Origin of the sequence: Candidatus Avelusimicrobium caledoniensis, from assembly GCF_902756455.1 — a bacterium.
GTDB lineage: Bacteria > Elusimicrobiota > Elusimicrobia > Elusimicrobiales > Elusimicrobiaceae > Avelusimicrobium > Avelusimicrobium caledoniense.
The window spans coordinates 1-21142 of the sequence record NZ_CACVRB010000027.1 but is presented as its reverse complement, the minus strand read 5'-3'; the positions used below and the strand labels follow the sequence as shown (position 1 = coordinate 21142).

Here is a 21142-nt window from a genome sequence, read left to right as displayed (position 1 = left end):
AGGGGGTTGACAAATCAAAAAAAAAAACGATAATAAAGGAACGAAAAAAACCACAAAGGAGCAAAAAACATGAAAAACAAACAAGCATTTACACTTATTGAATTACTCGTCGTTATACTTATCATCGGCATTTTAGCGGCCGTGGCCTTGCCGCAATATAAAATGGCCGTAGATAAAAGCCGTTTAAGTAAATTGCTTGCAATAACAAATAGTGTCGCACAGGCCGAAGAGGCCTATTATTTAGCCAATAACAAGTATTCTCGTGATTGGGAAGAATTAGCCCTATCGCTACCGGGAACGGTTACCGATAACGTCATTAGTACTGAGGAATGGAGTGCAAGCATTCTGTCAGACGGCGCCTGGGGGGTAAAAGCTGTTGACCGCCGTGTCCCCGAAGTTAAAATTTGGCGTTTTTTTAATCATAACTCGAGTCTGCCCGGACAAAATGCGTGTTATGCAACTATCGGCAACGAACGAGCTAATAAATTATGCAAACTGATTTCGCACCGAGCAAACAACGACTTGGCAAATCCTTACGATTTAATGTACTCTTTTCAATAACAAACCGGGCAATACTCTTAGAGAATATTGCCCGGTTGATAACAGAAACCTATTTAATTGATCTGTCCCATGGCTCTTTCAATGCCTTGGGAAAGTAGAGTTTCCAATGCGCCGACGGCGCGTTCAACGGTGGGTTTTAAAATTTCTTCATCTGCGGCGGAAAATTTGCCGAGTACAAAATTGACCAGGTCTATTTTTTCGGGTTTCGGGCCGATTCCCACGCGCAAACGCACGATATCTTGCGTGCCTAACTGCTCAATCACGCTTTTCATGCCTTTTTGACCGCCGGCAGAACCGCTTTTGCGCAACCGCAACTGACCAACCGGCAGTGCCACTTCATCAAAACAAATCACGCAGTTTTGCGGCGCAATTTTATAAAACCGGGCCAAGCTGCTAACAGCCCGGCCCGATTCGTTCATATAGGTAAGCGGTTTTAACAAATATACATCTGTTCCGCTTACACAAACTTTGGCATATTCTCCCAGCTTTTGCCAAGGTTTCCAACTTGCTCCCCATTTTTCTGCAGCCGCATCCACTATCCGAAAACCGGCATTGTGACGCGTACGCGCATACTCGTTACCGGGGTTACCCAAGCCCGCCAGGAGAATGGCCATAGATTATTTTTTGGCGTCCTTGGCAGCGGCGTCTTTATTGTCTTTAGCCAAGTTGCCTTCTTCGTCCTTCTTACCTTTGGTAGAAGAGCTTTCCGGTTGCGCCGCAGCCGCATCAGCAGCCGGGGCAGGAGCCGGGGTATCATCTTTCGGAATTGCCAAGTGTACCACAGGAGCTTCGGCATCGGTGATAAGTTCAACCCCTTGCGGCAGTTTAATATCTCCGGCCAAAATACCTTTGTTAATGGTCATAGGCGTAATATCTACCACGATTTCATGCGGGATAGCACTTACCAAGGCGCGTACTTCAATTTCGCGCATGATGTGTTCAATAATAGCACCGTATTGGGCCACATCGGCAGGTGTACCTTCCAGTTTGAGCGGCACGACCACGTCCATTTTGTCTTTCATGCTGACGCGTTGAAAGTCGGCATGGATCGGGTTATCGGTTACGGCGTGGAATTGTACTTCTTTTACCAGCACCAATTCTTTCGCTCCGTTTAAGGTCATTTCTACTAAGGTGTTTTTACCGGCTTTCATGATTTTTTCCAAATCTTTTACGGCTACGGTAATGCTAGCAGGTTCTTTATGACCGCCATAAACGACGGCCGGGACTTTCTTTTCCGCACGAATTTGGGAAAGGGCCCCTTTGACGCCGATGCCTTCGCGGCTGACGGCTTCTATTGTTACTTTTTCCATTTATTTCCTCCAAGTTCCTTTTAAAAAGGGTTAATTAAACATATCGCTGATTGAACGACCGTCGTGGTTGCGTTTGATAGCGTCGGCGAGTAAATACGACACCGACAGCACATCCACTTTCGGCCCCAAGTCGCGTATCGGCAGCGAGTCGGTAATGACCAGCTTTTTGATATCGGACTTGTTGATCCGTTCCATCGCATTGCGAGAGAGCAGTCCATGCGTGCAAGCCGCATAAATTTCCCGCGCACCGCGTTCTTTGATTTTTTGGGCGACGGTCGTCAGCGTGCCGGCCGTATCCACGATATCATCAAAAATAATAGCTACTTTGCCTTCCACATCCCCGATTACGTTATATACAACCGCCTCGTTGGGTTTGGGGCGGCGTTTATCAATAATAACAAGCCCCGCGTCCATACGTGCGGCAAATTTGCGGGCGCGTTCCACGCCGCCCACATCGGGGGAAATAACTACTAAATCGTTACGGTTAAATTGCGAAAAATACTCCAAAAACACTTTACGCGCCCGCAAATGATCTACCGGAATATCAAAAAACCCTTGAATTTGCCCGGCGTGTAAATCTACCGTCATAATGCGGTCGGCCCCGGCTTCGGCAATTAAGTTACAAGCCAGCTTAGCCGTTATCGGCACACGCGGGGACGATTTGCGGTCCGCACGCGCATAACCAAAATACGGGATAACCGCTGTAATTTTGCCCGCACTGGCGCGCTTAAATGCGTCAATCATAATGAGCAGTTCCATCAAATTTTCATTGACGGGGGGACACGTCGGCTGTACGATATAGCAATCATGTGCGCGGACGCTTTCCAAAATTTGCACATCAATTTCGCCGTCTGCAAACCGTTCTACACGCAGTTTGCCCAAGTCCATATTCAAGTGTTCGCAAATTTTTTGGGCAAGCGCGATATTAGCATTGCCGGAGAAAATACGCAAATCACCGTTTACACTTTTAGTCATTTTTGACCCCTTTGTTTTCCAGTACGACTTGGCGCGCCCGGGCGATACCGAGCGACTTAGCCGGTATCTCTTTGGTTATGGTTGACCCCGCACCGATTTTTGCATATTCGTGCACCGTTACCGGTGCTACAAAATTGACGTTAGAGCCCACAAATACGTGGTCTTCAATGATAGTTTGATGTTTATTTTTACCGTCGTAGTTACAGGTAATCGTTCCGGCTCCCACATTGACACCGGCCCCCATTTGGGTGTCTCCGATGTAACTGAGGTGATTGACCTTGGAATTTTCCCCGATGACGGACTTTTTAACTTCGCTGAAATTGCCTACTTTAGCACCCTTTTTAAGTACCGTTTGCGGGCGCAAATGCGCGTACGGCCCCAATTGGCAAGTTTCTTCCACAACAGATTCTTCAATGTACGTACCCATTTTAATTGTTACGTTATCGCCAATGGTAGAGTCCTTAATATATACGCCGCTTTCAATCACGCAGTTTTTGCCGATTTTTGTGTTTCCCATAAGGTACGTGTTCGGATAAATCACGGTATCCGTACCGACTTGGGCTTGCGCGTCAATATAAATTTCCTGCGGGTTAATAAGGGTTACGCCCTCGTCCATCAGGCGCGTAGCGGCGCGGGCGTATAAAATTTGCCCGGCCTCGGCCAGTTGGGCTTTGCTGTTTACGCCCAACGCCTCGGTATAGTCCGGCGCACAAAAAACACATACCGGCTGATTCATTTGTTTGATTAAAGAAAGGGTATCGGTTAAATAGTATTCGCGTTTGGGACCTTGCGGGGTCAAGCGGTTGAGTGATTCTTGTAAGAAAGAAGATTTAAATACATACATCCCGCTGTTAATTTCGGTAATGGTTTTGGTTTTAGCATCTGCGTCCGATTCTTCCACAATGCTTTCAAACACGCCCTGTGTATTGCGCACGATGCGCCCATATCCGTGCGGATTTGGCACCGTTACGCTTACGACCATAGCGGCGGCCCGTTGGTTTTCAAAAGCGTCCACCATTTTACGCAGTGTTTCGGCACGCAACAGCGGTACATCCCCATTTAAAATAAGGATATCCTCAAACCGTTTCATAAAAGAAAGCGCCGCTTTAACAGCCGAGCCGGACCCGGATAAATCTACCTGCGGTACAAATTCCACCGGGGCGGTGATGTTCCAAGCGGGCAATCCTTTTTTTACCGTATCAATAACTTGCTCGGCACCGTGCCCTACTACAATGCCGATAGCCGCCGGGTTTAACTCTTGGGCGGCTTTTAAAATATACGAAATAATAGGGAACCCGCACACCGTGTGGAGCGGTTTGGGGAGAGGGGACTTCATGCGCGTGCCTTTACCGGCCGCGAGAATAAGGATACACAATTTTTTTTGGGCTACCATTTTGTTTAACTCTTGCCTAAAAATTATAGAAATATTATAACAAATTGCCCACAGTACTGCAACCCGTATTATTACCCCTCACCCGGCCTCCGGCCACCCTCTCCCGCAAGGGGCGAGGGATGAGAGAGAGGCGAAGTCATCCTACTTGGCAAAGGGCTTGAAAAATCAAAAAAAAAAACGATAATAAAGGGACGGAAAAAACAAAGGAGCAAACAACATGAAAAACAATAAAATAAATTTGTCATCACGCATAACCCACCACTCGTCATCCCGCAGTGTTTCTATGCGGGATATAGTGGTGGGTTATGTTAACGCCCCGTTATATCCCGGATTACAAATTTCCGGGATGACGAACGGGGCGGGCGGTTTTACACTCATTGAATTATTAGTCGTTGTACTCATCATCGGTATTTTAGCGGCGGTGGCCTTGCCACAATATAAAATAGCCGTTGCCAAAAGCCGGTTAGCGTCCATCAAACCCATGTTGTTTGCCTTAAAAAATGCGGAAGAAATGTATTATATGGCAAACGGCGATTATGCTTATAGTCTTACTAATATAGAGCTAGATATAGACAACAATTGCACGGTTACTTATACACCGGATGCTACTGCCATGAGATGCGGTGACAATTATTTTAACCTGGATGTTTTGGCAACGACCTCGTACAATAACAACGCCAATTATAGCCGGGCGCTTTATTGCCCGGGGAAAAATAATACGTGGAATAATTGCCAAGCAAATTATGATTTTGAATACCGTGTTTGGCAAACTCATTCAGCCAAACCTGACCAAACGGAATGTATCGGAAAAACTGATTTTGGAACTAAATTCTGCAAAACAGTACAACAATAAATCAGATTTTAGTGTTGTTACAAAGCCCCATAGCACAAATTGTTTTGTGCACGGACAATTTTCACGCGCACGAGCCCGTGTAAATTTTGCGGGGCATTTTCTATTAAAACGGTTTGGAAGTTGGACGTAATACCGCGCGTTTGGCCTTCTTTGTGTTCTTCTATAAATACGATTTGCTCCGTGCCTACTAAAGAGTCGGCAAAATTTCCGCGCAGTTCTTTATCCAATGCGCGCAAAACTTCCGCCCGGCGTTTGATTTCTTCCGCCGGCAGTTGCGCCAGTCCGGCCGCTTTCGTGCCGGGGCGCGGCGAATAACTAAATACGTGCAAGCCCGCCAATTTTTGCGTGCGAATAAAATTTACCGTTTCTTCAAAATTTTCTTCCGTTTCCGTGGGAAATCCGGCAATAACGTCCGCAAAGATACCGATACCGGGCACGTTTTTGCGCAAGTCCGCCACGCGCGCGGCGTACTGCGCCGTATCATAATGGCGATTCATCGCTTGTAATACCGGGTCGCTCCCGGCCTGTAAGGGTAAGTGCAAATAATTACAAAAGCGCGCGGGAAAATCTTTCATCGTTTGAATAATGCCGTCCGTTACCGTTTGCAGTTCTATGGACGAAAACCGCACGCGAAAATCGCCCGGCATTTTGGCTATTTCCGCGCAAAGTGCGGCCAAATCGGCTCCCGTTTTTGGGCAGTTGTAATTGCCGATGTTAATGCCCGTAAGCACAATTTCGGCAAATCCGTTTTGCACGAGATTTTGTATTTCTTTGAGTACGTCTTGCAAAGGTTTGGAACGTTTTACGTTGCGCGCAAACGGCACAATGCAATACGAGCAAAAACAGTCGCACCCATCTTGAATTTTAATAAACGCGCGGCTGTGCCCCTCGTGGCCCGACACCGTCCAACAAACATCTTCTTCGTTAAAAAGCGCGCGGCCCAAATCGTACTTCCCTACTATTTGCGCCGACGGGAAAACTTCCCGGATATGCGCGGCGTGCGCCGCCGCATAACAACCCGTCAGCACGAGCCGCGCTGACGGGTTGCGGCGCAAGATCTGGCGGATTAACTTTTCCACATCTTTATCGGCCTCGTGGGTAACGGTGCACGTATTTAACAAACAAACATCGGCATTTTCAAATTTTTCGGCGGGCGTAAAACCGTGGCGCAAAAAATCTTCCAACAAAGCTTGGCTTTCCACTTGGTTGACGCGGCACCCGAACGTTTTAATAAAAAATGTCGTCATAACAATTTGGCACACGCGGCGATACACGCCGTTTCGGCCCGCAAAATGTTTACGCCTAACGTGACCGCCGGCGTGTGGTGTGCGGCGGCAAGCGAAATTTCATCTTCTGTCCAACCGCCCGCCGGGCCGATAAATACGCGCACATTTTTAGGCGAGCCGAGTTGTGTGAGTCCCCACGAAAGCGTGTGGGTTTGTTCGGCCTCGTACGCAATTAACGAGGGCGTTTTTTTGTCGGTAATTACGTGTGCAAACGGCGCGGGTTTTAACAGTTTAGGTAAAAAAGGCGTGTTACATTGTTTGCAGGCAGAGAGCATAATTTGTTGCCAGCGGACTTGTTTTTCTTCCCATTTTTTGAAAACGTCATACTCGCTACGCGCCGAGGAAATCGGCTGAAAATAAGATACGCCCAACTGCGTGCATTTATCTAATACTTCTTCCAACCCCACACGCGAATTAGGCACAAAACAAAGCGTAATTTCTAGCGGAACGCGGCGCACCTCGCGCTTTTTAAGGAGCGTGCCGCGCACGAATTTTTTTTGTATTTTATCAATGCGTCCGTCGTATTGGCGGCCCGTGCCGTCAAACACAAGGATCGTGTCGCCCTCTTTGTGGCGTTGGACGACGGCGGCGTGGTGGGCCTCGTCGTCTAACAAGAAAAATTCGGTTTCTTTGATATCCGCAAAATACTGTGGCATACGGATATTGTAGCTTTTTTTAGGGGAACAGCTGTTGTAAGTTGCACCCCGACAAGGGGACATTGCAGACTAACACAAACCCCCCTTGCAGAAGATAACATCATACACCCTAGGCGGTCCTAGGTCGCTTGGTCCGTACGGCGAGTACCCCGGGCAAGGGGGCTTGACAAATCAAAAAAAAAAACGATAATACAGGGACGGAAAAAAACAATAAATAAAATGTCATCCTGAACTTGATTCAGGATCTCACCTTGTTGCTATTTTAGAAAGCGGTGAGATTCCAAATCAAGTTTGGAATGACAATTATTATTAAGGAGCAAACAATATGAAAAACAATAAAATAAGTTTGTCATCCCGTGAGGCCTCTGCACGGGATCTTCGGCTTTCCCTTCGCTCGTTAAACCAACAGGCAGAAACAAAAATACGAAGATGCCGGATTACAGATTTCCGGCATGACAGACCTTTTTATGTGAATAGCAACAACGGCTTTACGCTCATTGAACTTTTAGTTGTTTTGCTTATCATTGGTATATTGGCGGCGGTCGCGCTCCCGCAATATCAAAAAGCGGTTCTCAAAAGCCGCTATGCTTCGTTAAAACCGCTCGTGCGTGCTATCACGGATGCAGAAAAAGCATATTATCTGGCTAACGGAAAATACACTACCGATTTTGATGAATTAAGTATTGGAATTTCGTATACGTTGCAGACAAATTCCGGCCCCAACGGGGACGTTAAAATATATTATTTCGGAGGAAACCGCTTTTGCTTTCATCAGAACGGATACACAAGGTGTATGTATACCGGAAAAAACCAAATCGGCTACGGTCAAAACACAAACGGCAAACAATGTTGCGACACCAACGGGGAAGATTTGCCCCGGAAGGTTTGCAAACAAGAATCGGGTTTAAGTACAGGAAACGAAGGCGCGGGTGCCACTTATTACTGCTGGAACGATTAAACACAAACGGCAGACAAAAAATGTCTGCCGTTTTTTAAATTTTTTTGCGTTTTTATTTCCCTTTTTCTTTTTTCTTCATTTCTTTCCACACGGCAAGGGCCTCTTCGGGCGACGTGGCTTTGGCATGATCGCCAAACACGTGCGGGTGACGGCGGTGGAGTTTATCGTATAAACCTTGCATCACATCATCAATTGTAAAAAGCCCCTCTTCTTTGGCAATCTGCGCGTGAAGCAACACTTGCAACAATACATCGCCCAATTCTTCCTTCATGTTGTCAGCGTCTTTTTTTTCAACAGCGGCGATAAACTCCTCGCTTTCTTCGCGCATATTCTTAATTAAACTCTCGTGCGTTTGCTTTTTATCCCACGGGCAACCGTTCGGTCCGCGCAGTATGGCAAAAGTTTCCACCAAATCATCAAATAAATTTTTCATTGTCACTCCCTTAGAAAAATGCTATACCATATTATATGAAAATAAGAACTCTACTTTTGACTTTCTTTCTTTCCCTGCCGTTAGTTGCGCTGGCGCAAGTGACGGTCGTACGTGTACAAAACAACCAAATTTATTTGGATACTTCTACCGTCAAAAAAGCCGTTCAAAAAGGCGATACATTTAAAGTTATTTTATCGTCTGAAAAACTCACCAACCCCAAAACAGGTAAAGAATTGGGAATCATTAACAATTACTCGCCCGAGGGTGTTATTACCGAAGTGCAACCGCTCTATGCCGTTGGTAAGATCTCTTCGCAAGCCGACATTGAAATCGGCCAAGAAGCCCTCATAGAAAGTGCGCCCGTCGCACCCGCTACTCCCGCAGTAACGGCACAAGCTGCTGCGCCCGTTTCGCTGCATAAAAAAATCACGTACGAACCGGTGGCGCAAGAAATTGTAAGTATTTCTTCAGGCAATGTTACCGGGGCGAAAGACGACAACATTGTCACGCTTTCCGGCAAAGGCCAAGTTACCGTGTGGAACCGCAAAGGCGAACAATTAGAAGAGGCGGCCTCCTATCAACTCCCATCGGGGAAAACGCCGCTGACCATCTCCGCCATGCCACTACGCCAAAAAGACACGGCAGAAATTTTTGTATCTATTTATGACGAACATTTAGCCCGCATCTCTACGCTGATTTTAGCGTATGAAAACGGCCAATGGACCACGTTAGACACGCTGCCTTATTTTGTAAAAGAAACGGGTTGCGGCGACCATAAAACGTTATGGTTGCAACGGCCGTTTATCTCCGGCACGCGCCCGGGCAACGCACGCAATTTAATCTACCAGGACGGCAAATTTACCGCCGCCGATAAATCGCTGGCCACCCAACGCAACTGGATAGAAGGTATAAACTTGTTTCCTGCCGGGCAAAACGGCGAAGAATATTTGATTTACACCACTTCCGTTGGGCGTATTAAATTGGAACTGCCCAACGGCAAATCAACGGAATTTAAAGAATTTTCCGTTGGCTCTCCAAATCGTGTAAAATATAAACAGGAGATTGTGAAATTTTATCCGTCTTTGCAAGTGGTCAACACGCAAGGTCGCATCCAAGCGGCCGTGGTAGAAAATACGGCGAAATTCGGGTTACTATCCAGTACGTTTGGCCAATATGAAAGCGGAAAGATTCATTTTCTATCGTTTGAGAAAGGCCGTTTATCCAAAACGGACACCGTTTCTTTAGACGGTTTTGTGTATGACACCGCGTGCTCCAACGCGGCTGTACTGAGTGCCGAAGTATTACCGGACGGTCAAAGTTCCGTCATAGAAATTTTAAATTAGTGTAGGAGTTTTCCCATGCAATCTACTGAGAAAATCAATGTATTAGATAAAGGATTCGTCCGCCTGGTGGACTTTATGGGCGGCGATGACCGCGCCGTCCAAGCGGCCCGCGTTTCGTTTGGGGCGGTTTCCAAAGGTGAAGAACAAGACAAACGCTTAATTAAATACTTAATGCAACATGCGCACCATACGCCGTTTGAACATTGTTATTTCCAATTTCATATCTGCTGTCCGATCTATGTGGCCCGCCAATGGATGCGCCACCGCTGGGGCTCGTACAACGAAGTCAGCGCGCGCTATACCGAAGTAAAAGACGAATTTTATATTCCCACCACTTTCCGCGGACAGGACACCAAAAACAAACAGGGCTCTGTGGCGGACTCGTCATTAGATAACGAAAAATTACGCAAAATTTACGAAGAAAGTGTAGAAGCGTCTTACGCCGCTTACCACAAACTGTTGGAAGCCGGCGTATCGCGCGAAATGGCCCGCGGAGTTCTCCCGGTGTGCCAATATACCCAATTTTACTGGAGTGTCAACGCCAGAAGCTTGTTTAATTTCTTATGCTTACGCACCGATAAACACGCCCAACAGGAAATCCGCGTCTATGCAGACGAAATTGCCAAAATCGTCGCGGAAAAAATGCCGTGGTCGTGGGAAGCATTTGAAGAATTGCAACGCCACCTGCCGTTGGGCTCCGAATAAACATTAGTTAAAAGGGGAACCGTATGCGCATTTTAGGTATGATTATGGCCGGCGGAAAAGGCGAACGCCTCTATCCGCTGACAAAAGACCGCTCTAAACCGTCTGTGCCGTTCGGCGGGAAGTACCGTATTGTAGATTTTGTGTTGTCCAACTTTGTCAATTCCGGCATTTTTTCATCATACGTGTTGGTGCAGTATTTATCACAAAGTTTGATTGAATATTTACGCACTACATGGCGTTCGGAAGGTATTATGCCGGACCACTTTTTAACCTGCGTTCCGCCGCAAATGCGCTTGGGGGAAATTTGGTACCGCGGCACGGCTGATTCCGTGCGCCAAAACATCAACTTAGTAAAAGATTTCGCCCCCGATTTGGTAGCTATTTTCGGGGCGGACCATATCTACCGTATGGACGTACGGCAGATGATTGATTTTCACCTTAAAAACAAAGCCGACGTGACGGTGGCCGCCAACACCGTGCCGATAGAAGCGGCCAGTGCTTTTGGTGTGCTGGGTGTAGACGGGCAAAGCCGCATCATCCAGTTTGACGAAAAACCCGCTCACCCCAAACCGATTCCGGGCCACCCCAAACAAGCTTACGCGTCTATGGGCAACTACATTTTTAATGCAGACGTTTTGTTGCAAGTATTGCAAAAACGCTTTTGCGATGTGCCCGCGTTAGATTTCGGCAAACATATTTTACCTAAAATCTTACACGACCACCGCACGTTTGCGTATAACTTTCAAAGCCAAACGTTGCCCGGGGCCAAATCATACGAAGAACAAGGTTATTGGCGCGATGTGGGCACGATAGAATCGTTCTGGCAAACGCACATGGACTTACTGGGGCCGAAACCGAAATTAGATTTAAACAACCCCGCATGGCCGATCAGCACTACGTTAAACCGTGTACCGCCTACTAAATTTTTAGGCGGAACGGTAACCAACGCTATGATCGGCGACGGGTGCATTATTCATCCCAAAGCCAAGGTAAAGCACTCGGTCATCAGCGATAGTGTATTTATCGGCGAGGGAGCTGAAATTGAAGATTGCGTCATTATGGATAATTGCGAAATTAAAGCCGGAGCCAAACTTAAAAAAGTAATTATGGACCGTTTTAATACCGTTGCCGCGCGCCAAACGATCGGACATAATTTGGACGCGGACGCACAAAAATACTATATTGACCCGTCCGGGATTGTAGTAATCCCGCGCGGAAAAAGCAAATTCTAATTACAGGGTTGCTTGCGCCGCAAAATCTGCGGCGCATTTTTTATGATTGCACATATTTTTTATAACACCGATGTTCCGCGCTATTTACACCGCACGGGTTTATTTAAAGCGGCCCTTGCCAAAGGACTCAAGCAATTTTCGCGGCAAAATATAGAAGTCAACGTAATTTTTGTAAGTGAAAAAGAAATTCTGCGCGTGAATAAAGAATTTTTAGGACACCACTACGTAACAGATGTAATTTCGTTTAACAACGCGCGTCCGCCCGTGTTGCCTCCCGGCGAGATGTGGGCATTTGGCGATATTTTTGTGTGTTACCAAGTTGCGCGCAAAAATGCGAAGAAATTTAACCACACGATTTTGCAAGAAATGATGATGTACGTTACACACGGGGCGCTACACTTATCGGGCATGGACGACCACTCCCCCAAAGACCGCGCGGAAATGGACCGCCAAGCCGAGCAAATTATTTCCTGCGTTTTAAAAAGATAAAAATCTTCTTCACCGTAAAATTGCTTTCCCCGTCTAAAAGGCGGGGTTTTTTATTGTTCTGTATCGGCAAACATCGGCTGCAGAATAACACGAAGTCCCCCTTTGCAAAAGATAACATTAAAAGCAAACAGCGGTCCAAGGCCGCTCTACCCGGCCCAGCGAGGAAGTTGTTGCATTGCAAAGCAACAGTGCAAAAATAGTGTGGCTACAAGTAAGTAAAAGTTAGCTCCCAAAATGCCTGCCCCCGGCAAGGGGGTTGACAAATCAAAAAAAAAAACGATAATAAAGAGACGTTAAAAAATGACAAAGGAGCAACAAAATATGAAAAACAAACAAGCATTTACGTTAATTGAACTTTTGGTCGTCGTTCTCATTATCGGTATTTTGGCCGCGGTGGCGTTGCCGCAATACCAAAAAGCGGTAGAGCGCAGTAAAGCCACACAAGCACTTACACTGCTTAAATCTCTTGGACAAGCATACGAGGCGCACCATTTAGCCAGCGGAGAATGGGCTACTACTTTTGACGAATTAGCGGTAGATTTAACCAGTTGGACCGGAACGACAAAATTTTTAGACTATTCCGACAGCGCAATTACCGACACAAAATCTAATGGTGAATGGTCGTTGCAAATTGAAAATATCGGGCAAGGCGGGTCTACTGCTCAAGATATTCGTATCCATCGTTTAACCGGTAAATATAAAGGAGCCGGATTTGTAATTTACTTTGACAACAGTTCACATACTGCAAAAAAACAAATTGTATGCAACGAACGCATTACCGCTTGCAGGGAGGAGTATTGTTTTAATTTATCTGCGGGTGACTATTGTGAAAAAATAATAAAAGGGACTCTTTCTAGTGAAGCCAGCACTTCACGCTCTTACACTTTACCATAAAAACGAAATTTTCCCCGCCTAAAAGGCGGGGTTTTTTATAATTCAAAATTAGCACTCAAAAAAGAGGGTTGACAAAAATAAAATTATTACTTATAATATTAGCAGTGACTAAATGTGAGTGCTAAAATAATAGGCGCTCAACACGAAGGTATCCCCTATGAGAATTTTAAAACCGGAAGTAGCTAAATCGCGTAAAGAAAAAATTTTGCGGTGGGTTGTCCAACAATACGTGGAAACCCGCCGTCCGGTCGGCTCGCAAATGATCGCATCCGAAGCGCTCCCCGATGTTTCCAGTGCCACGATCCGCAACATTATGGCGGAGTTGGAAGAAGAAGGATACCTCTATCAGCCGCATACATCCGGCGGACGTATCCCGACGGATAAAGCGTACCGCTATTACGTGGACTATTTGGCAAACGTGCAAAAAATGGCCGCCAAAGAACGTGAACGCATTGAAGAAGCGTATGATTCGCGCGTAAATGAAGTGGATAATATGATGGTGCAGACTTCGCGCTTGCTGGCGATGTTATCGGGCGCGGCCGGGTTTGTATATACGTCTAACGTGCAAGAGCAACGCGTGCAACGGCTTGATTTTATCCCGCTTGCCCCGGGCGCGGTGCTTGCGGTTTTGGTAACAGAGTCGGGCGCAGTGCGCCATTGGCCGGTACGCACCGGATACGCTATCAACCCGGCGCGACTGCGTGTGCTGAGCCGTTTTATTAACGAAGAAATTGAAGGCCTTACGCTTGCCCAAGCGCGCCGCATTTTGTGGCAACACGTTCACTCGGGCCACCAGGAAATTGCCGGCATGGCAGACCTCGCCACGCAAGTATTAAAAGATATGGAGCGCCCGCAAACAGATAATGAATTGTATGTAGAGGGTTTTGGGCAATTATTAGAAAATACCTCCGAAGATGATTTTGAAGATTTAAAACAAATGATGCGCTTTGTGGAAGAGCGCGAGCGTTTCTCAAGCTTATTAAGTGAGAAAATGACGGGGATGGAGAAATCCAACCAAAAACTAAATGTCAGCATCGGTAGTGAAAATGAACTCAAAGAACTGAAAAACTTAAGTATCGTTTCTACCGCGTGCAAAGTGGGGGATAAAACGGTGGGGATGCTCGGTATCATCGGGCCGAAACATATGGAATATACGCGGGTGATGTCTTTAGTACACTTTATCGGAAGTTTATTAGAGAGCTCGTTGCAAAACTGGACGGCCTTACCGCCCACCGAAAAAGGGGAAGATTATGAGTAAGCACCATCATAAACATACAGAAGAAACCGGCGAAGAATTGGAACAAACCGAACAGGAAACGCCGGAAATAACCGAACCGGAAGAAACTCCTGCCCAGGAAACCAAGCCGGATTATTACGAACAATTTGTGCGTCTAAGCGCGGACTTTGAAAACTTCCGCAAACGCACCGAACGAGAAAAGGCCGCCTTCTTATCATACGGTAAGAAAGAACTGGCCGAAAAGTTGTTGCCGTCTTACGAAATTTTACTCAAGCAAAACGAAGAACTAAATAAAAATGACGCTTTGAAAAAGGCGCCCAATGAGTTAAAAAATGTAGTAAGCGGGATACAACTGCTTTTAACGGAAATGCAAAAGGCGTTCCGCTCGGAAGGCATTGAAAAAATGGACGTCTTAAACAAGCCGTACGATCCCGCCACGCAAGAAGTAGTGGCGATGATCCCGGCAGACGAAAAACAAGACGGACTTGTGTTACAAGAAGTACAAATGGGGTTTATGCTAGACGGCAAAGTCTTGCGCCCGGCGCGGGTCATTGTCGGACAACACAACGAAAAATAGATTTTCACGCGGATAAACCCGCAGAAATTTAACTAAAAGGAGATAAACTTATGGCTAAAATTATTGGTATTGACTTAGGAACTTCCAACACGGCAGCTGCCGTTATGGAAGGCGGCAGAGGGACGATTATTCCGTCTGCGGAAGGTAGCTCTATCGGCGGAAAAGCGTTTCCGTCTTATGTGGCGTTTACCAAAGACGGCCAACGGCTCGTCGGTGAACCGGCCCGCCGTCAAGCGATTGCCAACCCGGAAGGCACCGTAACCGCTTTCAAACGCAAAATGGGGGAAAACTATAAATATAACTTGCGCGGACAAGAATTTACGCCGCAACAACTTTCGGCTTTCGTCTTGCAGAAAGTAAAAAAAGATGCCGAAGCGTTTTTAGGTGAAAAAGTGGAAAAAGCCGTCATCACCGTGCCGGCGTACTTTAACGACAACCAACGCCAGGCCACCAAAGACGCGGGCCGCATCGCGGGCTTGGAAGTGGTACGCTTGGTCAACGAGCCGACGGCGGCCGCGCTGGCCTTCGGTATTGATAAAGCCGGTAAAGAACAAAAAATTTTAGTATTTGACCTCGGAGGCGGAACGCTGGATGTAACCATTATGGAAATGGGCGCGGAAGGTACGTTTGATGTGCTCGCTACTTCCGGAGACACCCAACTGGGCGGTACGGATATGGATAACGCCGTCATCAACTGGATGGTAGATGAATTCCGCAAACAAACCGGTATTGATTTGTCTAAAGACAAACAAGCGGCCCAACGCTTAAAAGACGCGGCGGAAAAAGCCAAAATTGAATTGTCTTCCACCATGGAAACGGACATCAACTTGCCGTTTATCTCTGCCGGAGCCGACGGCCCGAAACACTTGGAGTTAAAACTTTCCCGTGCCAAACTGGAAAGCTTGGTAGACGATATCGTCAAACGCTGCGGCAAATCTGTCAATCAAGCGCTCTCGGATGCTAAATTATCCGCCAGCCAAATTGACCGCATTATTTTGGTCGGCGGTCCGACTCGTATGCCGATTGTGCAAAAATACGTGGAAGACCTCGTCGGCAAAAAGATTGAACGCGGCATTGATCCGATGGAGTGCGTGGCGATCGGCGCGGCGGTACAAGCCGGTATTTTAACGGGCGAAGTAAAAGACGTGCTTTTGTTAGACGTTACGCCGTTGTCGCTCGGGTTGGAAACCTTGGGTGGTGTGTGCACACGCCTCATTGAACGCAACACCACGATCCCGGTAAAGAAAACGCAAATTTTCTCCACCGCGTCTGATAACCAACCGGCCGTAACCATTAACGTCTTGCAAGGTGAACGCCCCATGGCTAAAGACAACGTGCCGCTTGGCAAATTTGACTTAGACGGCATCCCGCCCGCTCCGCGCGGCGTGCCGCAAATTGAAGTGACGTTTGATATTGACGCCAACGGTATTTTGAACGTGTCCGCTAAAGACTTGGGTACCAACAAAGAGCAACACATTACGATCAGCTCGCCCAACAAATTAAGCGACACCGAAGTAGAAAAGTTTGTAAAAGATGCCGAAAAATTCGCCGAAGAAGATAAAAAACACAAAGAAGTAATTGAAGCCAAAAACCAAGGCGACGGCGTTTTGTATCAAACCGAAAAAGCACTGAAAGATTACGGCGACAAAGTCAGCCAAGAAGAACGCGGCAAGATTGACCAAGCGCTTAGTGACTTGCGCGACGCGCTCAAAGGCGATGACGTAGCCCGCATTAAATCGGCTACCGACGCGGCTTTGCAAGCCGGCCAAAAGTTGGGCGAAGCGATGTATAAAGACGCACAAGCCAAACAACAGGCCCAAGGTGCGCAAGCCGGAGCCCAACCGGGCGCCGAACAAGCGCAAGCCAACACCAACGGCGGCAAGGACGACGTCGTAGAAGCCGAAGTAGTAGACAAATAAAAACTGTTCGGGGAAATTAAAACCGGGGAACAAAATTTGTTCCCCGGTTTTTTGTATGTGATAAAAATTTAATACATGGCATATCCTTTACAAGGTTCCGCTTCACCGCGGGCCGCACAATTCCCGGAGGAGGGCTCTTTGTTGCTAAAACTTTTACAAATAGATATTCCCGTTTCGTCAGCCACAGCGGCAAAACATTCAAAAGGAGAGTGGTTTTTCCCTATTCCATGAGCAAACCAATAATTTAGTTGTATCGCACCCTTTTCTTTGTCTTCATTGATAGAAGTAGACATATATCCGCTGGTTTGTAAAATTATTTTCGTGCCGTTGGGCAAGGTCGCTTTTGTACCGGATACCGTTGTGCCGGCGGGAAGAGCGATCGCCAATTCTTCGTATGAATTTGTATATTGGTTATTGGCCAAATAATATGTTTCCTCGGCGTTGGCAACAGCACGAAACAAAGGCATGACCGAAGCCACTTTAGATTTTGTAACAGCTTTTTGATATTGCGGCAACGCCACCGCCGCTAAAATACCAATGATCAGAACAACAACTAACAGCTCAATAAGTGTAAACGCTTGTTTGTTTTTCATACAACCTCCTCTGTTTCATTAAATAAAATGTAGCAAAAAAAAAAACGATGTCAAGGCCCTTGCCGGGCCCAGGCATTTTGGGAGTCAACTTCCACTTACTTGTAGCCACACTGTTTTTGCTATGTTGCTTTGTTAGTGGCCGACGATTAAATGTAGGTCAGGCTACGCCTGACAGAAAAAATTCCTTATTTATGTTGGGTTAACACCTTTATGTTGGGTTAACACCCAACCTATAAGAGCTGCAACGAAAGAGAATTATAGGTCAGGTGTAAGCCTGACAACAAAATCGTCAAACCCCGTCAGGCAAAGCCTAACCTACATTTTCACAGCACCGTCTATGAAATTCCATATTCAAAAACATCCACACAAATGCATACAGCGGTCCTAGGCCTTCTGCTCGTGCGGCGATCACCGGCGAGGGGGTGCGCCCTGCACTCAAATTTGCTAGAATAAGGTATCTTCTAACGGTAAGAGGAATTATGACAAGCAGAAGAATCGCCCGGGAATGCGCTTTACAATCGCTTTATTACGCCGACAGTTTGAAATCGGCGCAAGAAGATGTTTTGGCAGATTATACCGACACGTTTAAAAAAGAACTGGGCGACGTGTATGATTTTTGCAACGACCTCGTCCGCGGAACGCAAAAGCACCAATCGGAAATTGACAAAATGGTGTCCTCGTACGCCAAAAATTGGACGGTATCGCGCATGTCCGCGGTGGACCGCTCCATTTTGCGCATGGCTACATATGAAATGGTCTTCAGCCCGGAGCGTACCCCCATTCCTGCCGTTATTGACGAAGCCATTGAACTCGCCAAAAAATACTCTACCGAAAATTCCAGCAAATTTATTAACGGCCTTTTAGATCAACTTAAAAAAGAACGGAAATAGATATGCAGCCCAAAGACGAGATTGAACAGCTGCGAAAACAAATTCGTTTTCATAGTGATTTATACTATAACCAGGACAACCCCGTCTTGTCCGACACCCAATACGACGAGCTTTTCCGCCGTCTGCAAGAATTAGAAAAACAGTACCCGCAATTTATCACGCCCGATTCGCCCACGCAAAAAGTGGGAGGTCAAGCGTCGCGCGCGTTTAGCGAAGTAGTGCATAGAGTGCCGATGATGTCGCTGGATAACTCATATAACGCAGATGAAATTCGCGACTGGCACGAGCGCGCCGTAAAAATTTTAGGCCGCGATAATTTTGAAATGGTTGTGGAAGGGAAAATAGACGGCGTATCGTGTTCGCTTACATACGAAAACGGCACGCTCGTGCAAGCCGCCAGCCGCGGCGACGGCAAAGTGGGCGAAGATATCACCGCCAACGTGCTGACAATTAAAAACATCCCGCACACCTTGGTAAATGCACCGCAAGGCACGTTGGAAATACGCGGCGAAGTATATTTAGAAAAAAAAGATTTAGCTATTTTAAATGCCGAACAGGAAATTGCCGGCAATAACATCTTTGCCAACACCCGTAACGCCGCGGCGGGGTCTTTGCGGCAAAAAGATTCCTCTTTATCCGCCCGGCGTCCGCTGAAGTTTTTTGCCCACTCGTTTGGAGTGGGCAACATCGCCGCAAACAGCTTTAGCGCGTTTATTGATTTGTGCCGCGCGTGGGGTTTTTCCGTCTGCCCGGTGCGCACCAAAGTTACGCAAATTTCAGATGTGATCCGCTTTTATAACCAGTTCGCCGACTCACGCCACAACTTGCCGTTTGATGTAGACGGGCTGGTGGTAAAAGTAAACGATTTCCAAGACCAACAAATTTTGGGTTCTACCACGCGTTGCCCGCGTTGGGCTATGGCGTTTAAATATCCCGCACCGCAAGCCACAACTACGGTAGAAAACATTATTTTTTCCGTCGGACGCACGGGCATTATTACGCCCGTAGCACAATTAACCCCCGTGCCGTGTGCGGGCGTGATGATTGCTAACGCTACGTTGCACAATTTTGATGAAATTAAACGCTTGGGCGTGCGCGAAAAAGACCGCGTGATTATTGAACGCGCCGGGGAAGTGATCCCAAAAGTGGTTAAAGTGGTAGAACACATCGGCACGCAAGAAGTAATGCCTCCCACCGTTTGCCCCTCGTGCGGTGCGCCTGTGTATAAAGAACAAGACGAAGTGGGATATTACTGCATTAACCCGGCATGTCCGGCGCAGTTGCACGCGCGGCTCGTGCACTTTGCTTCGCGCGAGGCATTGGATATTGACGGCTTGGGGGAAGTGGTCGTGCGGCAACTGATCAAGCGTAATTTTCTGACGGAATTTGCCGATATTTACCAACTGTCTTTCTTGCATTTGTTGCAACTGCCCAACTTTAAAGATAAAAAAGCACAAAATTTATTGGACGCCATTGAAGCGAGCAAAAAGCGTCCGCTGGCTAAATTATTATTTGCGTTTGGGATCGCATTTGTCGGTGAGAAAACGGCGGAAGTTTTAGCCGACCATTTCCGCACACTGGATAATTTGAAAAACGCCACACTGGAAGAATTGCAACACATCCCCGACGTGGGCGACAAAGTTTCCCAAAGCATTTACGATTTTTTCCACGACCAAAAAGCATTGGAGCAAATTGAAAAGTTGCGCGCTATCGGGCTGAATTTCACACAACCCGAAAAAGAAAGATCGGGCAATGTGTTGGAAGGAAAAACGCTTGTGTTCACGGGCGAACTCAAAACCATGACGCGCGACGAAGCCGAACGCTTGGCCATGCAATACGGCGGAAAAGCCAGCGGCACGGTATCTAAAAAAACGTCTTATGTAGTCGTTGGCGAAGCCGCCGGCAGCAAACTGCGCAAAGCACAAGAATTAAACATCCCCCTGCTTAGCGAAGAAGAATTTTTAAAACTGATTGGGAAGTAACCTGCTGCTAAAACTTGTATACATCGTACGAATTTCCCGCGGTACCGGAGGCGCTGTCGCGCGTTGTTTTATGCGTGACATTTTTGCATAACTTGTTGGCATGTGTGTTGCTTTGTTTCGCATAGCAGCTTATACCGCCCCCGGCAGGTGCTTGCTGTAGATTTTCGTTCCCATGAACATAAAAGGCATACAATACAATGTCGGGTAATTTTTCATCTTCGGCTACCATGCCTTTAGGATTCACATTTAAGTCCAATATCCAACCGCCCGGCACCGAAATAGCTCCACCACGCCCGGCTACCGGCGTACCCGTAAACGAAACGGCCAAACTATCCCAATCTGTCGTATATTCATTGTTAGCTAAATAATAACTTTCTTCGGCTTTGACCACGCTTTGCACCATGGTTATCATACGGCTCAGCCGCGCTTTATCTACCGCCATTTTATACTGCGGCAACGCCACCGCCGCGAGTATGCCAATGATAAGAACAACAACTAATAATTCAATAAGCGTGAAACCACTTGTTGTTTGGCTTCCACCCTGGCGGGGGAAGTGGTTTTGTGTGCGATAGCACTCAAAACCGATGAGGGGGTTTAAATAAGTATTTTCCTTTATATACCCCTCACCTGTCCTGCGGACATCCTCTCCCGCAAGGGGCGAGGACAAAACTACATTTTCTTCTTTCATAAATACTCCTCCTCTGTTTCATTAAATAAAATGTAGCAAAAAAAAAAAACAAAGTCAATAGGCAATTTGTTACCGACGATTAAATGTAGGTCAGGCTACGCCTGACAGAAAAAATTCCTTATTTATGTTGGGTTAACACCCAACCTATAAGAGCTGCAACGAAAGAGA

General features: G+C 46.9%; 22 protein-coding genes. 13 read left to right on the top strand and 9 right to left on the bottom strand.

Going from position 1 to position 21142, the window contains the following annotated elements; translation table 11 throughout:
* Positions 1-69: 69 nt before the first annotated feature.
* Positions 70-561 carry a type IV pilin protein gene (locus ACQY2W_RS06450; RefSeq protein WP_428050547.1) on the top strand — a complete coding sequence of 164 codons (492 nt, stop codon included), beginning with the start codon at positions 70-72 and terminating at the stop codon, positions 559-561.
* A gap of 53 nt (positions 562-614) precedes the next feature.
* Here the strand turns inward: ACQY2W_RS06450 and pth are convergent, their stop codons facing one another.
* The 4 genes from pth to glmU are packed head-to-tail and all read right to left on the bottom strand — an operon-like array spanning position 615 to position 4239.
* Positions 615-1175 (bottom strand): aminoacyl-tRNA hydrolase, encoded by a 561-nt coding sequence (gene pth / locus ACQY2W_RS06445; protein WP_428050545.1) that lies wholly within the window; start codon positions 1173-1175, stop codon positions 615-617.
* A 3-nt stretch (positions 1176-1178) separates the two neighbouring features.
* A complete protein-coding gene (locus ACQY2W_RS06440) occupies positions 1179-1871 on the bottom strand; it encodes a 50S ribosomal protein L25 (protein ID WP_428050543.1) in 693 nt (230 codons plus the stop codon).
* A gap of 30 nt (positions 1872-1901) precedes the next feature.
* Positions 1902-2846: a ribose-phosphate diphosphokinase gene (locus ACQY2W_RS06435; RefSeq protein ID WP_428050542.1), complete on the bottom strand. Its 945-nt coding sequence runs from the start codon at positions 2844-2846 to the stop codon at positions 1902-1904.
* Positions 2839-4239 carry a bifunctional UDP-N-acetylglucosamine diphosphorylase/glucosamine-1-phosphate N-acetyltransferase GlmU gene (gene glmU / locus ACQY2W_RS06430; protein WP_428050541.1) on the bottom strand — a complete coding sequence of 467 codons (1401 nt, stop codon included), beginning with the start codon at positions 4237-4239 and terminating at the stop codon, positions 2839-2841. The genes ACQY2W_RS06435 and glmU overlap by 8 nt, the downstream gene beginning before the upstream one ends.
* Positions 4240-4456: 217 nt before the next feature.
* On the opposite strand from glmU, the gene ACQY2W_RS06425 reads away from it, so the two are divergent.
* The gene (locus ACQY2W_RS06425) at positions 4457-5092 is read left to right on the top strand and encodes a type IV pilin protein (RefSeq protein ID WP_428050539.1); all 636 of its coding nucleotides are present in this window, start codon (positions 4457-4459) and stop codon (positions 5090-5092) included.
* Between the two features lie 17 nt (positions 5093-5109).
* Here ACQY2W_RS06425 and ACQY2W_RS06420 read toward each other — a convergent pair whose 3' ends face one another.
* Both ACQY2W_RS06420 and ACQY2W_RS06415 read right to left on the bottom strand, forming a co-directional pair.
* Positions 5110-6339 carry a MiaB/RimO family radical SAM methylthiotransferase gene (locus tag ACQY2W_RS06420; protein ID WP_428050537.1) on the bottom strand — a complete coding sequence of 410 codons (1230 nt, stop codon included), beginning with the start codon at positions 6337-6339 and terminating at the stop codon, positions 5110-5112.
* Positions 6336-7034, bottom strand: coding sequence for an RsmE family RNA methyltransferase (locus tag ACQY2W_RS06415; RefSeq protein WP_428050535.1), 699 nt, complete (start codon positions 7032-7034; stop codon positions 6336-6338). Before ACQY2W_RS06415 ends, ACQY2W_RS06420 begins: the two co-directional genes overlap by 4 nt.
* Positions 7035-7359: 325 nt before the next feature.
* Between ACQY2W_RS06415 and ACQY2W_RS06410 the strand changes: the two genes are divergently transcribed.
* On the top strand, positions 7360-7992 hold the full coding sequence (locus ACQY2W_RS06410) for a type IV pilin protein (protein ID WP_428050533.1): 633 nt from the start codon (positions 7360-7362) through the stop codon (positions 7990-7992).
* 52 nt (positions 7993-8044) lie between these two features.
* On the opposite strand, the gene ACQY2W_RS06405 is transcribed toward ACQY2W_RS06410, so the two are convergent.
* The gene (locus ACQY2W_RS06405) at positions 8045-8425 is read right to left on the bottom strand and encodes a MazG family protein (RefSeq protein ID WP_428050531.1); all 381 of its coding nucleotides are present in this window, start codon (positions 8423-8425) and stop codon (positions 8045-8047) included.
* 35 nt (positions 8426-8460) lie between these two features.
* On the opposite strand from ACQY2W_RS06405, the gene ACQY2W_RS06400 reads away from it, so the two are divergent.
* From ACQY2W_RS06400 to dnaK, 8 genes are all read left to right on the top strand, one after another.
* Positions 8461-9768 carry a hypothetical protein gene (locus ACQY2W_RS06400; RefSeq protein WP_428050529.1) on the top strand — a complete coding sequence of 436 codons (1308 nt, stop codon included), beginning with the start codon at positions 8461-8463 and terminating at the stop codon, positions 9766-9768.
* A 15-nt stretch (positions 9769-9783) separates the two neighbouring features.
* Entirely contained in the window at positions 9784-10473 is a 690-nt protein-coding gene (thyX, locus tag ACQY2W_RS06395; RefSeq protein WP_428050527.1) for an FAD-dependent thymidylate synthase, read from the top strand.
* A 23-nt stretch (positions 10474-10496) separates the two neighbouring features.
* Entirely contained in the window at positions 10497-11705 is a 1209-nt protein-coding gene (locus ACQY2W_RS06390) for a glucose-1-phosphate adenylyltransferase (RefSeq protein ID WP_428050525.1), read from the top strand.
* A gap of 42 nt (positions 11706-11747) precedes the next feature.
* Positions 11748-12194, top strand: coding sequence for an rRNA maturation RNase YbeY (gene ybeY, locus ACQY2W_RS06385; RefSeq protein ID WP_428050523.1), 447 nt, complete (start codon positions 11748-11750; stop codon positions 12192-12194).
* A gap of 321 nt (positions 12195-12515) precedes the next feature.
* Positions 12516-13088: a type IV pilin protein gene (locus tag ACQY2W_RS06380; protein ID WP_428050521.1), complete on the top strand. Its 573-nt coding sequence runs from the start codon at positions 12516-12518 to the stop codon at positions 13086-13088.
* Positions 13089-13245: 157 nt separating this feature from the next.
* Positions 13246-14346 carry a heat-inducible transcriptional repressor HrcA gene (gene hrcA / locus ACQY2W_RS06375; RefSeq protein ID WP_428050519.1) on the top strand — a complete coding sequence of 367 codons (1101 nt, stop codon included), beginning with the start codon at positions 13246-13248 and terminating at the stop codon, positions 14344-14346.
* On the top strand, positions 14339-14902 hold the full coding sequence (locus ACQY2W_RS06370; RefSeq protein ID WP_428050517.1) for a nucleotide exchange factor GrpE: 564 nt from the start codon (positions 14339-14341) through the stop codon (positions 14900-14902). The genes hrcA and ACQY2W_RS06370 overlap by 8 nt, the downstream gene beginning before the upstream one ends.
* Before the next feature lie 50 nt (positions 14903-14952).
* Entirely contained in the window at positions 14953-16821 is a 1869-nt protein-coding gene (dnaK, locus tag ACQY2W_RS06365; protein WP_428050515.1) for a molecular chaperone DnaK, read from the top strand.
* Between the two features lie 68 nt (positions 16822-16889).
* On the opposite strand, the gene ACQY2W_RS06360 is transcribed toward dnaK, so the two are convergent.
* Positions 16890-17414 (bottom strand): type IV pilin protein, encoded by a 525-nt coding sequence (locus tag ACQY2W_RS06360; RefSeq protein ID WP_428050513.1) that lies wholly within the window; start codon positions 17412-17414, stop codon positions 16890-16892.
* A gap of 479 nt (positions 17415-17893) precedes the next feature.
* Here ACQY2W_RS06360 and nusB point away from each other — a divergent pair, with 479 nt between their 5' ends.
* Positions 17894-18304, top strand: a complete 411-nt coding sequence (nusB, locus tag ACQY2W_RS06355; RefSeq protein WP_428050511.1) for a transcription antitermination factor NusB — start codon at positions 17894-17896, stop codon at positions 18302-18304.
* 2 nt (positions 18305-18306) lie between these two features.
* A complete protein-coding gene (gene ligA / locus ACQY2W_RS06350) occupies positions 18307-20286 on the top strand; it encodes an NAD-dependent DNA ligase LigA (RefSeq protein WP_428050509.1) in 1980 nt (659 codons plus the stop codon).
* 7 nt (positions 20287-20293) lie between these two features.
* On the opposite strand, the gene ACQY2W_RS06345 is transcribed toward ligA, so the two are convergent.
* Entirely contained in the window at positions 20294-20974 is a 681-nt protein-coding gene (locus ACQY2W_RS06345; protein ID WP_428050507.1) for a type IV pilin protein, read from the bottom strand.
* Positions 20975-21142: the final 168 nt, after the last annotated feature.

Bases quoted from the DNA above. Each gene is read 5' to 3' on its own strand.
- ACQY2W_RS06450 (WP_428050547.1), top strand. From the start codon at position 70: ATGAAAAACAAACAAGCATTTACACTTATTGAATTACTCGTCGTTATA.
- pth (WP_428050545.1), bottom strand. From the start codon at position 1,175: ATGGCCATTCTCCTGGCGGGCTTGGGTAACCCCGGTAACGAGTATGCG.
- ACQY2W_RS06440 (WP_428050543.1), bottom strand. From the start codon at position 1,871: ATGGAAAAAGTAACAATAGAAGCCGTCAGCCGCGAAGGCATCGGCGTC.
- ACQY2W_RS06435 (WP_428050542.1), bottom strand. From the start codon at position 2,846: ATGACTAAAAGTGTAAACGGTGATTTGCGTATTTTCTCCGGCAATGCT.
- glmU (WP_428050541.1), bottom strand. From the start codon at position 4,239: ATGGTAGCCCAAAAAAAATTGTGTATCCTTATTCTCGCGGCCGGTAAA.
- ACQY2W_RS06425 (WP_428050539.1), top strand. From the start codon at position 4,457: ATGAAAAACAATAAAATAAATTTGTCATCACGCATAACCCACCACTCG.
- ACQY2W_RS06420 (WP_428050537.1), bottom strand. From the start codon at position 6,339: ATGACGACATTTTTTATTAAAACGTTCGGGTGCCGCGTCAACCAAGTG.
- ACQY2W_RS06415 (WP_428050535.1), bottom strand. From the start codon at position 7,034: ATGCCACAGTATTTTGCGGATATCAAAGAAACCGAATTTTTCTTGTTA.
- ACQY2W_RS06410 (WP_428050533.1), top strand. From the start codon at position 7,360: ATGAAAAACAATAAAATAAGTTTGTCATCCCGTGAGGCCTCTGCACGG.
- ACQY2W_RS06405 (WP_428050531.1), bottom strand. From the start codon at position 8,425: ATGAAAAATTTATTTGATGATTTGGTGGAAACTTTTGCCATACTGCGC.
- ACQY2W_RS06400 (WP_428050529.1), top strand. From the start codon at position 8,461: ATGAAAATAAGAACTCTACTTTTGACTTTCTTTCTTTCCCTGCCGTTA.
- thyX (WP_428050527.1), top strand. From the start codon at position 9,784: ATGCAATCTACTGAGAAAATCAATGTATTAGATAAAGGATTCGTCCGC.
- ACQY2W_RS06390 (WP_428050525.1), top strand. From the start codon at position 10,497: ATGCGCATTTTAGGTATGATTATGGCCGGCGGAAAAGGCGAACGCCTC.
- ybeY (WP_428050523.1), top strand. From the start codon at position 11,748: ATGATTGCACATATTTTTTATAACACCGATGTTCCGCGCTATTTACAC.
- ACQY2W_RS06380 (WP_428050521.1), top strand. From the start codon at position 12,516: ATGAAAAACAAACAAGCATTTACGTTAATTGAACTTTTGGTCGTCGTT.
- hrcA (WP_428050519.1), top strand. From the start codon at position 13,246: ATGAGAATTTTAAAACCGGAAGTAGCTAAATCGCGTAAAGAAAAAATT.
- ACQY2W_RS06370 (WP_428050517.1), top strand. From the start codon at position 14,339: ATGAGTAAGCACCATCATAAACATACAGAAGAAACCGGCGAAGAATTG.
- dnaK (WP_428050515.1), top strand. From the start codon at position 14,953: ATGGCTAAAATTATTGGTATTGACTTAGGAACTTCCAACACGGCAGCT.
- ACQY2W_RS06360 (WP_428050513.1), bottom strand. From the start codon at position 17,414: ATGAAAAACAAACAAGCGTTTACACTTATTGAGCTGTTAGTTGTTGTT.
- nusB (WP_428050511.1), top strand. From the start codon at position 17,894: ATGACAAGCAGAAGAATCGCCCGGGAATGCGCTTTACAATCGCTTTAT.
- ligA (WP_428050509.1), top strand. From the start codon at position 18,307: ATGCAGCCCAAAGACGAGATTGAACAGCTGCGAAAACAAATTCGTTTT.
- ACQY2W_RS06345 (WP_428050507.1), bottom strand. From the start codon at position 20,974: ATGAAAGAAGAAAATGTAGTTTTGTCCTCGCCCCTTGCGGGAGAGGAT.